The sequence below is a fragment of the Streptomyces sp. NPDC047453 genome (assembly GCF_040643155.1).
Lineage (GTDB): Bacteria > Actinomycetota > Actinomycetes > Streptomycetales > Streptomycetaceae > Streptomyces.
This window is the reverse complement of sequence record NZ_JBEYTS010000003.1, coordinates 186,781-199,356: the sequence shown is the minus strand read 5'-3', so window position 1 is coordinate 199,356 and position 12,576 is coordinate 186,781. Positions and strand designations below refer to the sequence as shown.

9 protein-coding genes are annotated in these 12,576 nt (G+C 71.0%); 2 read left to right on the top strand and 7 right to left on the bottom strand.

Going from position 1 to position 12,576, the window contains the following annotated elements:
- Positions 1-66: 66 nt before the first annotated feature.
- From sbnA to ABZ818_RS05160, 5 genes are read right to left on the bottom strand one after another with little or no spacing between them, the layout of a single operon-like run.
- The gene (gene sbnA / locus ABZ818_RS05180) at positions 67-1,119 is read right to left on the bottom strand and encodes a 2,3-diaminopropionate biosynthesis protein SbnA (protein ID WP_361411000.1); all 1,053 of its coding nucleotides are present in this window, start codon (positions 1,117-1,119) and stop codon (positions 67-69) included.
- A 37-nt stretch (positions 1,120-1,156) separates the two neighbouring features.
- Complete coding sequence (gene sbnB, locus ABZ818_RS05175; RefSeq protein ID WP_361410997.1) at positions 1,157-2,233, bottom strand: 2,3-diaminopropionate biosynthesis protein SbnB; 1,077 nt, start codon at positions 2,231-2,233, stop codon at positions 1,157-1,159.
- Entirely contained in the window at positions 2,230-3,234 is a 1,005-nt protein-coding gene (locus ABZ818_RS05170; RefSeq protein ID WP_361410993.1) for a TauD/TfdA family dioxygenase, read from the bottom strand. Before ABZ818_RS05170 ends, sbnB begins: the two co-directional genes overlap by 4 nt.
- 53 nt (positions 3,235-3,287) lie before the next feature.
- On the bottom strand, positions 3,288-6,557 hold the full coding sequence (locus ABZ818_RS05165) for an amino acid adenylation domain-containing protein (RefSeq protein WP_361410990.1): 3,270 nt from the start codon (positions 6,555-6,557) through the stop codon (positions 3,288-3,290).
- 14 nt (positions 6,558-6,571) lie between these two features.
- Entirely contained in the window at positions 6,572-9,100 is a 2,529-nt protein-coding gene (locus tag ABZ818_RS05160) for a Pls/PosA family non-ribosomal peptide synthetase (RefSeq protein ID WP_361410987.1), read from the bottom strand.
- Positions 9,101-9,594: 494 nt separating this feature from the next.
- Between ABZ818_RS05160 and ABZ818_RS05155 the strand changes: the two genes are divergently transcribed.
- Positions 9,595-10,539: an MIP/aquaporin family protein gene (locus tag ABZ818_RS05155; protein ID WP_361410984.1), complete on the top strand. Its 945-nt coding sequence runs from the start codon at positions 9,595-9,597 to the stop codon at positions 10,537-10,539.
- A gap of 99 nt (positions 10,540-10,638) precedes the next feature.
- On the opposite strand, the gene ABZ818_RS05150 is transcribed toward ABZ818_RS05155, so the two are convergent.
- Positions 10,639-11,145, bottom strand: a complete 507-nt coding sequence (locus ABZ818_RS05150) for a hypothetical protein (RefSeq protein WP_361410981.1) — start codon at positions 11,143-11,145, stop codon at positions 10,639-10,641.
- A 71-nt stretch (positions 11,146-11,216) separates the two neighbouring features.
- Positions 11,217-11,711, bottom strand: a complete 495-nt coding sequence (locus ABZ818_RS05145; protein ID WP_361410978.1) for a lamin tail domain-containing protein — start codon at positions 11,709-11,711, stop codon at positions 11,217-11,219.
- Between the two features lie 196 nt (positions 11,712-11,907).
- Here ABZ818_RS05145 and ABZ818_RS05140 point away from each other — a divergent pair, with 196 nt between their 5' ends.
- Complete coding sequence (locus ABZ818_RS05140; protein WP_361410975.1) at positions 11,908-12,558, top strand: class I SAM-dependent methyltransferase; 651 nt, start codon at positions 11,908-11,910, stop codon at positions 12,556-12,558.
- Positions 12,559-12,576 lie beyond the last annotated feature (18 nt).

The following is a 12,576-nucleotide window of genomic DNA, read 5'->3' as shown; positions in this document are numbered from 1 at the left end:
TCCGATCCCCGGACGGGGACCGCGGGGCGGCCGTTCGCCCCGCGGTCCCCGTCCGTGCGGCGGGCGCTACCGGTCGCGGGGCGCGCGCCGCGTGTGCGAGCGGGGGTCGACGGCCAGGGAGCCCGCGGTGACTTCCTCGGGGCCGAGTTCCTGCCGACCGTGCCGGTCGCCGCGGAACACGTCGCCGTACAGGTCCTCGAGCCAGGAGGACTGGTAGATCGTGTCGAGGTAGCGCTCCCCGAGGTCCGGGGCGATGGCCACGGCGGTCAGGTCGCGGGCGTCGTTGCGCGACAGCCAGTCCATCGCGCCGCTGACCACCGTCCCGGTGGAGCCGCCGAACAGGAAGCCGCGCCGGGCCAGCCGATGGCAGGCGCGGATGGTGTCCGCCTCCTCGACCCGGACCACCTCGTCGACGAAGGACTCGTCGAGCAGCGGCGGGCGCATGCTCATGCCCAGTCCGGGGATCATCCGCCGGCCCGGCTTGCCGCCGAAGGCCACCGAGCCGACGGTGTCCACCGCGACGATCCGCACCGGCCGGTGCCACTCGCGGAAGAAGCGGGCGCAGCCCATCAGCGTGCCCGTGGTGCCCGAGCCGACGAACAGCACGTCGAGACGGGGGAACTGGCGGGCGATCTCCGGTGCGGTCCTGCGGTAGTGGGCCCCCCAGTTGTTCGGGTTGGTGTACTGGCTGAGCCAGACGTACCGCTCGTCGGAGGCGCACAGCGCGCGGACGTAGTCGATCCGCGCGCCGAGGAAGCCGCCGTTGGCGTCCAGGTCGGCGATGACGTGCACCTCGCTGCCCAGCGCCTCCATCAGCAGCCGGGCGGACAGGTTGCAGCGGGAGTCCGTCACGCAGAGGAACCGGTAGCCCTTGCTGGCGGCGATCATACTGAGCGCCACACCGAGGTTGCCCGACGAGGACTCGATGAGGATCGAGCGGGGCGTCAGGAGGCCGTCCCGTTCCGCGGCCTCCACCATCTCCGTCGCGGCCTTCATCTTGATCGAGCCGGCGAAGTTGAAGCCCTCGCACTTCAGGTAGAGCGAGCGCCCGAATATCGGCCGGAGATCAACATAGAGTTGGCCTTCGTTGAAGGCGTGGGGGGCTGAGATGACGGGCACGCTGGCCTCCTGATGCCTGGGCCGAGGATAGGAACGTTCAGCCGTACCGGCGCAGCTCATGGAAGAAGTCGTCGATGACGTGCAGGTTTTTGGCGCGGGCCACCTCGTCGTAGACGTACTTGCCGACGGCGAGGTCGAGGACCCCCAGGCCGAACGGCGAGAAGATCACCGGCCGGTCGGCTGGCGGATCCACCCGCCCGGTCATGACGTCGTCGAGGGTGCCGTGCAGGAAGTCCCGGCCGCCGGTGAGCTGCTCGGTCAGGTGCGGCGAGGTGCCGGCCTTCAGGCAGTGCTCGACGTCGTCGACGAAGTTGGCGGCGGAGAGCAGCACCTGGGGGGCGAGGTCGCGCAGCGACACGTGCAGGACGACCGGATGGTGGGTGAACCAGGCCGGGTCGGTGACGTGCGGCTCGCCGGCGATCGTCGCGAAGACCACCAGGTCGCTGGAGCGGATCAGGTCCTCGGCGCTCTCATGGACGGTGACCTCCGGGGCGTGCCCGGCGGCACCGCTCTGGCGCAGGTAGCCGCAGAACCCGGCGGAGCTGTCGGCGGACACGTCGTAGACGCCGACGCTGTCGAAGCCGAAGCCGGTGCCGGTCAGGAAGGTGTGGATGTAGCGTGCGATCAGGCCGGTGCCGAAGAAGCCGACCCGGGTGGGGCGGGGCCGGTTGCGGGTGAGCCAGTCGGCGGCCAGCGCCGCGGACGCGGCGGTCCTGGTGGCGCTGATGATGGAGCTCTCCATGCAGGCGAACGGGTAGCCGGTGTCGTGGTCGTTGAGGACCAGGACCGCCGAGGCCCGGGGCAGGCCGGCGCCGACGTTGGCCGGGAAGCTGGAGATCCACTTCAGTCCGTCCACGCCCACCGACCCGCCGACGGAGGCCGGCAGCGCGATGATCCGTGCCGTGGGACGGTCGGGGAAGCGCAGGAAGTACGACGGCGGGTTCACCGTGCTGCCCGAGCCGTGCAGCCGGTACGTCGCCTCGACCAGCTCCGTGAGCTGCTTCTCGCGCCCTTCGAGCGCTTGCCGGACCTGGGCGCCGGAGATCACGGCGAAGGTCGGCACCGGGGCGGGCCGGGAGGTGGTCGGGTCGGTGGCGGGGGAGGTCGAGGTCATCGCCGGCTTCCCTTCGGGGTCGGGCCGTACTCGGCAAGGCGCTGGGGCTCGGCCATGGCGACGAGCACCTGCCGGTCACCGGTGAAGGTCTCCCTGCTGTGCGCCGTGCGGATGTTGTCGACCAGCATCAGGTCGCCGGACTGCCAGGGCTCGCGTCGGGTGTGCGCCTCGTACGTCTCGTTGAGCAGCTGCACGACCTCCTCGCCGATCGGTGTGCCGTCGCCGAAGCGGGTGTTGAACGGCAGCCCGTCCTCGCCGTACTCGTCCACCAGGTACTCGCGCACCTCCGGGGCCAGCGTCCACTCGTTGAGGAAGGCGATCTGGTTGAACCAGCAGCGCCGGCCGGTGTCCGGGTGCCGCACCACGGCGCAGCGCCGCTGCCGGGTGCGCAGGCCGCCGTCGGGCTGCCAGGCGAACTCGATGGCGTGGGCGCGGCAGTAGTTCTCGACGGTCTCGTGGTCGTCGGTGCCGAACGACTCCGCCAGGGACGCCCCGATCTCGTCGTTGTAGCTGCGGGTGAGCAGCCAGCCCTCGCGCTCGAAACGCTCGGTCAGCCCTGCGGGCAGCGCGTTCAGCACCTCCTCCGCGTCGGCGACCGCGGTCGCCCCGCCCTCGGTGGGCGCGGTCGGGCACGCGAACAGCATCAGACCGGGCACCTTCAGCGCGTAACTCAGCTCGTGGTGCATGCACATGGGCTGGTTGGCGGGCCAGGCGGTGGAGGAGTACAGACCGCGGCCGTAGGCCTCGCGGGGGGCGAAGGCCTCCCGTTCCGGCATCAGCGGGCCGCCCAGTTCCGTGAAGACGGCGGAGATCTGCTCGGGCTCCCGCAGCCCCAGGCCGCGTACGAGCACGGCTCCGTGCTCGGCGACCCGGGCCCGCAGTGCCTTGCGGTGCTCGGCCGCCCATCCGGTCGCGTCCGCAGGGGTCTCGACACGCAGGACGGGCGGTCTGCCCGGTCGCAGCTCCACCTCCAGTACCGAAGCCGGGGACGAGAACGACATCTCGGTTTCCTTTCGTTCGTCACCAACGAGGCCGGGGCGGGCCTCAGCGGTGTTCAGGAGGAGGCCAGCAGGTCGGCGGCGTCCAGTACGGCCGCCGCCACCGCGGCCGGGCGGGTGCGTGGGAAGTAGTGGCCGCCGTCTGTCAGTTCACGCAGGTCCACCTGTTCGGCGAGGAACTCCCAGTCCCGCCAGTGGTCCTGGAAGCCCGCGGTGCTCGGGTCGTCGGCGGCGACGATCACGGTGACCGGCGCGGCCAGTCTCACCGCCGGCGGGCTGTCGAGGGCGTCGGCGAAGCAGCGGTGCGCCGCCACGCAGTCGTGCCGGTAGGCGGCCCCGACGCGCTCGGCGTGCTCCGCGTTCAGCTCGCCGAGCTCCAGGTGGCCGCCGTCCGCACCGAGCCGAGCGGCGATCTCGGCATCGCTGCGCTCGGTCAACTCGGCGGCGGCGGCGCGCCGTTCGGCGGCCGTGCCGGGCAACTGCGCGCCGAGGAACACCCGAGTCACCTCCACTCCGAGCGCGGAGAGCCTCCGGGCAGTCAGCAGAGCGGGCGCGGTGCCGGAGGAGTGGCCCCAGAGCATGACCCGCTTCAGGCCGCGCCCGGCGATCTCCGCGGCGACCCGCTCCACCACCTGTTCCAACGGCGCGAACGGCTCCTCCCCGGCGGCCAGGTCGTGGCCGGGCAGGTCCACCGCGTGGACGACGACGCCGCTGCCGGCCAGGGCGCTCGCCAGCGGCTGGAAGTTGACCGCGTTGCCGCCCGCGTGCGGGAAGCACACCAGCGCGCACTCGGAGGAATCCTCGTCCGCCGACAACGGCTGGAGCAGCTCCGGTCGCTGCCGGGCCGTGCCGTCGAGGCACGCCGCGAGGTCGGCGAGTACCGGGTGCCGGGTGATGTCCTTGAGGGACACCGCGCGGTTCAGGGCGATGGTGAGCTTCACCGCCGACAGGGAGGTCGCGCCGAGGTCGAAGAAGTGGTCCCGCCGGCCGATCGTCTGCCCGGGCAGGCCCAGCAGTTCCGCCCAGGCGGCCGCCAGCCTCCGCTCGGCCGGGGTGCGCGGGGCGTCGTGGGACTCACCGGAACCGGCTTCGTCCGCCGCCGGCGTGCCGCGTTCGGCCAGCGCGGTCAGCGCCTTGCGGTCGATCTTGCCGTTGGCGGTCAGCGGCAGCCCGTCCTGCCAGTGGAAGGCCGACGGGACCATGTACGCGGGGAGCACCGCACCGAGCGCGTCGCGCAACTCCTCGGGTTCGAGTCGCCGACCGGTGTGGAAGGCGATCAGATGCGTGCTGCGGCCCGCGAGTTCGGCGACGACCACCGCGCCGTCCCGGACCCCGGGAACGCGCAGCAGGGTGTTCTCGATCTCCCCGATCTCGATGCGGAACCCGCGGATCTTGACCTGACTGTCCCGGCGGCCGAGGAACTCCAGCTTCCCGCCGGGGTGCCAGCGGCCCCAGTCGCCCGCCAGATACAGCCGCTCGCCCGGCCGGTGCGGGTCCTCGCGGTAGGCCTCACGGGTCCGCTCGGGGTCGTTGACGTATCCGCGTCCCACGCACACGCCGGAGAAGGCGATCAGCCCGGGGGCGCCGAGCGGCACCGGGGAAAGGTGCTCGTCGACCACGTAGACGCGCACGTTGCCGACCGGGCGCCCCAGCAGCACCCGTTCCGGAACCGCGTCCATGACCTCGTGGTTGGTGTCGTCCGAAGTCTCCGTCAGCCCGTAGGCGTTGACCAGCTTGATGCCGGGCTGGAGGGCGAACCAGCGCTGGACGAGTTCCCGCTTCAGCGCCTCGCCGGTCACCGACACGCAGGCCAGGTCGGGCAGTTCGCGGGGGTGCCGCTCCAGGTACGAGGCCACCACCTCCAGATAGGAGGGCACGACCTGCGCCACGGCGACCCGGCCGCGCACCAGCGTGTCGACGAAACGCTCCACGTCCACGACGGCTTCCTGCTCGACCAGCAGGGTCCGCCCGCCCACCAGCAGCGCGGCCAGCAGCTGCCACAGCGAGATGTCGAAGCACTGCGGAGCCGTCTGCGCCACCACCCGCCCGGGACCGATCCCCAGATCGTCGATCTTGGCGTACAGGTGGTTGAGCATGCCGGCGTGCTCGCACATCGCTCCCTTGGGCTCGCCGGTGGAGCCGGAGGTGAAGTAGATGTACGCCAACTGGCCCGGGGAGACCTCCACCCGGAGGTCGTCGTCCGCCTGCTCCTCCGCGTACGCCGTTTCGATCAGCAGCTTCTCGGTCCCCGGCGGCAGTGCGGCCGGCGCCTCGTCCAGGGTGGCGGTGCTGCCCGGCTCGGTCAGCACCAGCCGGCAGCCGGCCCGGGCGAGCATCGCCCCGATGCGCTCGGCCGGGAAGTGCGGCTCGATCGGCAGATAGGCACCGCCGGCCTTGAACACCGCCAGCACCGCCGCCAGCCAGTCGAGGTTGCGCTCGGTGACCACGGCCACCACGTCCTCCCGGCCCAGACCGCGCGCCAGCAGCGCGCGGGCCAGCCGGTTGGCCCGCGCGTTCAGCTCCCCGTACGTCCACGAGCGGTCGCCGTGCACCGCGGCCACCGCCTCGGGGTGGGCCCGTACCCGCTGCTCGAAGAGTTCGTGCGCCCGCGCGGACGGCAGCTCCCGGTGGGGTCCGGCCAGCCCCTCCAGCTGGTCGCGCGTCTCCTCGGGCGACAGCAGGCTCTGCCCGGTGTGCTCGGCGTCCACGTCGGCGGTCATCAGCCGCAGCGCGGTCAGGTGGTAGCCGCAGACCCGGGCCGCGGCCTCGGCGTCCAGCGCGTCCGTGCGGTACCGCAAGCGTGCCGTCAGCAGCCCGTCCCGCTCGCCGAAGGCCATCCGCAGCACCGCATCGGCGGGCAGAGCGCCGCTCCCGGTGTCCGCCGGGTCGAAGACGGCCTCGAACAACGGTTCCGGGAGTTTCAGCTCCCGGCGCAGCTCGTCCACGGGGAAGTCCCGGTGCGCGATCAGGTCCGCCGCGACACGGTGGGCGTCGAGCACCAGCCGGCGCCAGGACCCCGGCGCGACGGCAGGCCGGCAGGGCAGTGGGCCGGCGTCGGGGCCCGTGTCCCAGCCCGTCACCACGTCCTGCTCACCGGACAGCGCGGCCAGCACCTTGGCGTGCGCGGCCAGCAGGACCGCGCTGGACGGCACCCCCAGCTCCGCCGCGAGGGCGCGTACCGCCCGCGCCGTCCCGGCCGGCACGGTCTCCTCGTGCTCGGCGTCACCGGCCACCGGCTCGGGTGCCCACCGCGGAACGGCGGTGAAGCCGCCGGCGGTGAGCACCTCGCTCCAGAACTCCCTGTCCGCTGCCACGCGCGCTCCCATTGAATGGCCCTTCCTCACTTCGCCGTCGGCGCGGCGGGATTTCCGCCCCATTCCGCCTTCGCGGGGACTTCCTCGCCCTTCATGAGGAAGGAATCGGGCGCCAGTACGGCCCCGTCGCCCACCGTCACGCCGTAGTGCACGTGCGCGCCGACCCCGAGCGTGCAGTCGGAGCCGAGCGTGGTGTGGTCCGACTTGAAGGTGCCGTCCTCCTGCGAGTGGCACTGGATCTTGCTGCCCGCGTTCAGCGTGCAGTCGTCCCCGATGACGGTGAGCGTCCGCTCCGTGATGTAGCAGCCGTCGTCGAAGACCCTGCGGCCGATGCGTACGCCCATCAGGCGCCAGACCAGGCTCTTGAACGGGGTCCCGTTGAACACCTCGAGCCATTCGTCGGGCACCTTCCACAGCCGCTCGTGCCACCAGAAGTACGGGTCGTAGATGGAGCACAGGCGGGGGCGCAGGGCGCGGAAGGCGGCGATGGCCCGCTCCACCAGGATGAAGTAGCCGGCCGTGATGGCGAGGGTGAGGGCCAGATAGCCGGCGATCACCACGTGGCCCAGCGTGCCGTACAGGTCGACGCAGGCCAGAGCGATTCCCGTGAGCACGGCGGCGAGCACCCAGCGCAGCAGCAGGTGGAGCGCCATGGAACGCAGGTTGTAGCGATTCTTCGCGGCGAGGTTGCGGCGCAGGGCGTCGCCCGTCCTGAGGTGGTCGAAGCGGGTGTCGCGCTCCACCGAACGGGGGATCTCGAAGCACGGTGAGCCGAGCAGCCCGACCCCTTCGCGCAGTTCGCCGTCGAGGGGGACCATCACCTTCGTCGCGAGCAGGCAGTTGTCGCCCGTTCTGGCTCCCGCCGGATAGGCGATGTTGTTGCCGAGGAAGTTGCGCGCGCCGATCGTCGCCCGGCTCACCTTGAAGGAGGTGCTGGAGTAGTCGGCGTTGATGACGGAGAGCCCGTCGGCCACCATCGTCCCGCTGCCGACGGACACCAGGAACGGCGTCTCGTGCTGCACCTCGGTGCCGAAGTTCGAGCCGGTCTGCTCCACCTGGGACAGGTCGTATCCGAGCCGGCGCAGATAGGGGACGATGTAGGAGCTGTCGCCGACGAGCCAGGGGAAGAACTTGATGTTCGTCAGGCCGGCCACGGCCCGGTGCATCGCGTACTGGAAGCCGTAGAGCGGGTAGACCCGGTCGGGCTTGACGGCCAGGCTCAGCAGCCGGGGCACCGCGAACATCAGGGCCAGGCCCACGACGAGCCCGCCGAAGAACAGCACGGCGGACACGGCCAGGGTGTCGGTGAGGAACTCCGGCACCGTGGACAGGGTCGTCCCCGCGTCCAGCCGGCCGCGCAGCGCCGGGACCTCCGCGAACAGCATGTAGATGCCGCCGACGGCGAGCGGCAGGTACAGCAGGAAGAGCTGGAGCAGGGAGGACACCCCGAAGACGGCCCGCCGCAGCGTGCCGCACCGGGTCGGCTCGACCCTGATGTGGTCGACCGAAGTGGGCTGTGCCGGGGAGCCGTGCCGGCGTTCGCCGGCCGGCACGTGCTGGCCCCGGTACAGGGCGGAGGCGTGGCCGAGCTGAGAGCCGTCGCCCATCGAGGTGTCGATGTCGAGCACCGACTTCTCGCCGACGAAGGCGTCCCGGCCGATGTCGATCCGGCCGGTCTGGATGTGCCCGGCGTGCGCCCGGTAGCACTGGAAGAACGCGTCCTTGCGGATCACCGTGCCCGCGCCGATGGTGAGCAGGTCGGTGCAGACCGGCACGGAGTGGGAGAGGATCGTGACGTCCTTGCCGATCCGCGCGCCCAGGGCCCGCAGATACATCACGTACACAGGATTTCCGATGAAGAGGATCATCGGATTCGCGTGCAGGAGCACCTTGACGATCCAGAAGCGGAGATAGGCCGCACCCCACACCGGGAACTCGCCCGGCTTCCAGCGGCCGACGAGAATCCACTTCGCCGCGACCGGGAAGGCGCACAGCAGGAGAAAACCGCCGGTCCCGAACACCAGGGACCGGAGATAGACGTCGACGACGCCCGAGGCCGAGCCGATCCACTCGTAGGCCCGTGCGGTGGCCATTCCGGCGACGAACGAATATCCGAGGAAGATGAGCAACTGGGCGGCTCCGCACAGCACGTAGCGAGCCGTGCTCGGTGCCGCCCCGGCCGGTGCCGGCGTCCCGCCCGCGGGTGCCGCCGGGGCCGCCGGCGCGGGTGCGGCGGCGGGTGGTGGAGCGAGGCTCGCGAGGGCTTCCGCCAGGCTGCGGACCGTGGGGTTGCGGTAGATGTCCTTCATGGACACCGGCGGCAGGTCGGATCTCTTCCGGACCCGCGCACAGAATTGCGCCATGACCAGGGAGTTGGCACCCAGGTCGTCGAAGAAATGACTTTCGGGCGGAACGTGTTCGGCGTGTACGACATCCGCCAGGATTCCGGCGAACTCCCTCTCGGTATCCGCCGCCGTCGGGAGGGTGCCTGCATGCCCGGCGATCACGGGTTCGTCCGGTCCGGGCATCAAGATGTCGGCAGACTTCTCCACCATGCGAGCTCCCTGAAGGAAAGGTCGAAAACCATCGGTCAACGGTGCCCGGTCTCCGGGACCGTGCGTTTTCGCCTGATCACGAAACCACTGATCAGTCTTGTTCGGTCGTCGCTCGGATGCCACTCGGATCCGCTCGCGCCGAGGGAACCGGAACGTTCGACGCGCCTCTATTCCTCGGTTCTTCGCGGCGACGGCCTGAGTAATCTCACCCGTATGGGGGTTCACCTTCTGGAGGGCCCCGGCACGCCGCGGGGGCGTGTCGGCGCGGTGGCCGACGGGGCGTGGAACGCGCGTTCGCACGGGTACGGGGGGAAGGAACGGCACCGCGTGGCGGTGGGCCGGCGGTGTCCCGGGCCGGGCCGAGTGGCCTCGGTCCGGCCCCGCGCGCAGACTGTGCAGTGAGGCGGGGCCGCCCGGGGCTGGGCGGCAACGCGAGGCCGTCCTGTTCAGGGCTGTGCCGGCCGTTCGCCGGACCGTTCGTTGAGGGGGCCGATATGGCCGTGGAAATCCCGCCCCTGCTGAGTCCCTCACGGCTCAGGCGCCGTGGCGGGCTCTTGGGCGAATGCATGGCGGAGTTCCTGGGGACGCTGGTCCTCATCGCCTTCGGATGCGGCTCGGTGGCCATGGCGGTGGCGGCGCTGCCCGGCTCGGGACGCACCGAGGGGCCCACGACGTTCTTCATCAGCGCCGGTGACTGGCTGCTGGTCGGCTGGGGCTGGGCCTTCGCGGTGGCCTTCGGCGTGTACGTCGCCGGAGGCGTCAGCGGGGCGCACATCAACCCGGCGGTGACGCTGGCGTTCGCGGTGCGCCGCAAGTTCCCCCGGGTGAAGGTGGTTCCGTACTGGATCTCACAGGTGGCGGGCGCCTTCGTCGGCGCCGCGGTGGTGTACGCGGTCTATCACGACGCGATCAACACCTTCGACCAGGCGATGAAGGGACCGAAGACGCACGGGCACACCGTCGCCTCGTTCTCGATCTTCGCCACCTTCCCGGCGCCCTACTTCCACGGCGGTTACTGGGGGCCGCTCGTGGACCAGATCGTCGGCACCGCGTTCCTGGTCATGCTGATCGTGGCGGTGCTCGACCTGCGCAACACCGCCGTGAAGGCCAACCTCGGGCCGCTGGTCATCGGCTTCGTGGTGGCCGCCATCGGCATCTCCTACGGAGCGAACGCCGGGTACGCCATCAACCCGGCCCGTGACTTCGGTCCGCGCCTGTTCACGTTCTTCGCCGGGTGGGGAGACCTGGCTCTGCCCGGCAGCCTGGCCGGGTCGTTCAGCCATTACTGGTGGATCCCGATCGTCGGACCGCTCGTCGGCGGGGTCGTCGGCGTCCTGGTGTACGACCTGTTCGTCGGCGACGTACTGCACATCCGGGCCCAGGAGGGCCAGCTCCCGGAGCCCGGACGCACCCGCCCGACCGAGGAGAGCGACACCTAGGACTTCTCGTTTTGGATCATGCCAAGACCCTAGCCGCCGCCGTCGCCGGACGAGTGCGCAAGCCCGCCGCCCGGCGGCGGGCTCGCTGCTGACATACCGTCAGGAGTACGTCCAACGCCAGGAGTTGGAGCGGAACGAACACGTGATCGGCGTGCCGCCCGCGGTGGTGGTCCGGGCTCCGTGGTCGCTGTTGCGGCAGAACTGCCCCGCCTGGTAGCAGTTGCCCGCGTTGGAGACGATCGAGCATGTGCCGCTCGCACTGTTGCTGCCGCCGCTGCCGCCACCACTGCGGCTGGTGCCGGTTCCGGCGGCGGCCGCCGCCTTGGTGACGGTGACCGTCGGACCGGGCGTCTTGACTGTTTTGGTCGCGGTGACCGTCGTGGTTGGCTCGGGTGTGACGGTCTCGGTCGCCGTGGCCGTGACTGTGGCCGTGGCCGTGACGGTCACGCTGGGCTGCGGCTTCGCGGCGCCGTCGGCGGACTGGCCGCAGCCGAAGGCTCCCATCGCGAGCAGGGCGATGCCCACCGCCCGTACGAGTCCGCGCCGGTGCGGCGGCCGGATGCCGGATCTGCCGCGCGGTCGTCGCGGCTGGTGGTACTGGTTCATGGTCCCCCTGGGTCCGGTACGAGGGCCCGGCCGCCGTGAGCTTCCCGGCGGCCGGCCGGATCGGCGCGGGCTCAGCCGTGGTAGCTGATGTAGCCGTCGCCGTCGCGGTCGTCCTGGGCCTTGGTGTAGGAGTGGACGTCGGCGCGGGCACCGGAGGGCTTGAGCAGGTAAATGGTGTCCTTGTCGTTGTTCCAGATGAAGTTGCAGTTCTGGCGGTAGACGACGTTCTTGGCGTCGGAGTCCGTGCCCTTGCCCCCGCGCAGCTTCACGTAGTCGCCGGGCTCGAGTGTGTGGTTGGCGCGGAACGTGAACCGGTTGCCGGAGGCGTCCTTGACCACATAGCCCTTGAGGTTGACGGTCGCGGTGCGCGAGTAGTTCTTGATCGTCAGGTACTCGTCCTTGGTGTTGCCGGTACGGCAGTTGTTGGAGTCCCGTCCGGGCGCGTCGTACTGGACGCCCTTGACCTTCAGCGCGGACGAGTATTCGGCGGCCTGCGCCGGTGCGGCGGCGATGACGGCGACCGTCCCGGCCGTGGCGGCCACGGCCAGCGCGGAGCGTATACGCACGAGGTTCCCCCCTCAGTGGTGCCAATGGAGCCTCAGGAGCATACACAAGAAGTAAGAACAGAGTGACGGAGAGGTGGAGGGGATGTGAAGATCACCGTGTCTCCTCGACACATGAACCTCTCTCCATGTCGCGGTTGACGTGCTCTCCGGCGCTCCGGGCCCCGACGGGCCGGCCCTTTCGCTAGCGTCTGCCCGTGTGACCGAACCCACCAGCCTCACGCTCAGGGCGATCCGCGAGTCGTACGACACCGTCGCCGCCGCCTACGCCGAACAAGTCCCGAAACCGGCCGAGTTGGACCCGCTGTCGCGCGGGATGCTGGCGGCGTTCGCCGAGCAGGTGCGGCACGCCGGACTGGGACCGGTCGCGGATCTGGGCTGCGGGCCCGGCCATGTCACCGCCCACCTGCGCGAGTCGGGAGTGCGCGCGATCGGCGTCGACCTGTCGGCCGGCATGGTGCGGCAGGCCCGGCACGCCCACCCGGACCTGGCGTTCGCCCAGAGTTCGATGACCGCGCTGGGCCTGGCCGACGACGTGCTCGGCGGCATCCTCGCCTGGTACTCCACGCACCACACGCCCCCCGCGCTGCTGCCCGATGTCTTCGCCGAGTTCCACCGCACACTCGCGCCGGGAGGACTCCTGCTGTGGGGATGCCATGTCGGCGACGAACACCGGCGGCCTGCCCGGGGATACGGCCATCCCGTGTCCTACGAGTGGTACCTCCTCCCCGTCGAGCGGGTATCCGAACTCCTGGAGCGGGCCGGGCTGGTCGTCACGGCCCGCCTGGTGCAGGAGCCCGCCGGGCGGCTGACGCGGCAGCACGCCTGCCTTCTGGCTCGGAAGGCCTGAGCGCTCCACCCGGTGCGG

Bases quoted from the DNA above. Each gene is read 5' to 3' on its own strand.
- ABZ818_RS05170 (WP_361410993.1), bottom strand. From the start codon at position 3,234: ATGTCGTTCTCGTCCCCGGCTTCGGTACTGGAGGTGGAGCTGCGACCG.
- ABZ818_RS05155 (WP_361410984.1), top strand. From the start codon at position 9,595: ATGGCCGTGGAAATCCCGCCCCTGCTGAGTCCCTCACGGCTCAGGCGC.
- ABZ818_RS05150 (WP_361410981.1), bottom strand. From the start codon at position 11,145: ATGAACCAGTACCACCAGCCGCGACGACCGCGCGGCAGATCCGGCATC.
- sbnB (WP_361410997.1), bottom strand. From the start codon at position 2,233: ATGACCTCGACCTCCCCCGCCACCGACCCGACCACCTCCCGGCCCGCC.
- ABZ818_RS05160 (WP_361410987.1), bottom strand. From the start codon at position 9,100: ATGGTGGAGAAGTCTGCCGACATCTTGATGCCCGGACCGGACGAACCC.
- ABZ818_RS05165 (WP_361410990.1), bottom strand. From the start codon at position 6,557: ATGGGAGCGCGCGTGGCAGCGGACAGGGAGTTCTGGAGCGAGGTGCTC.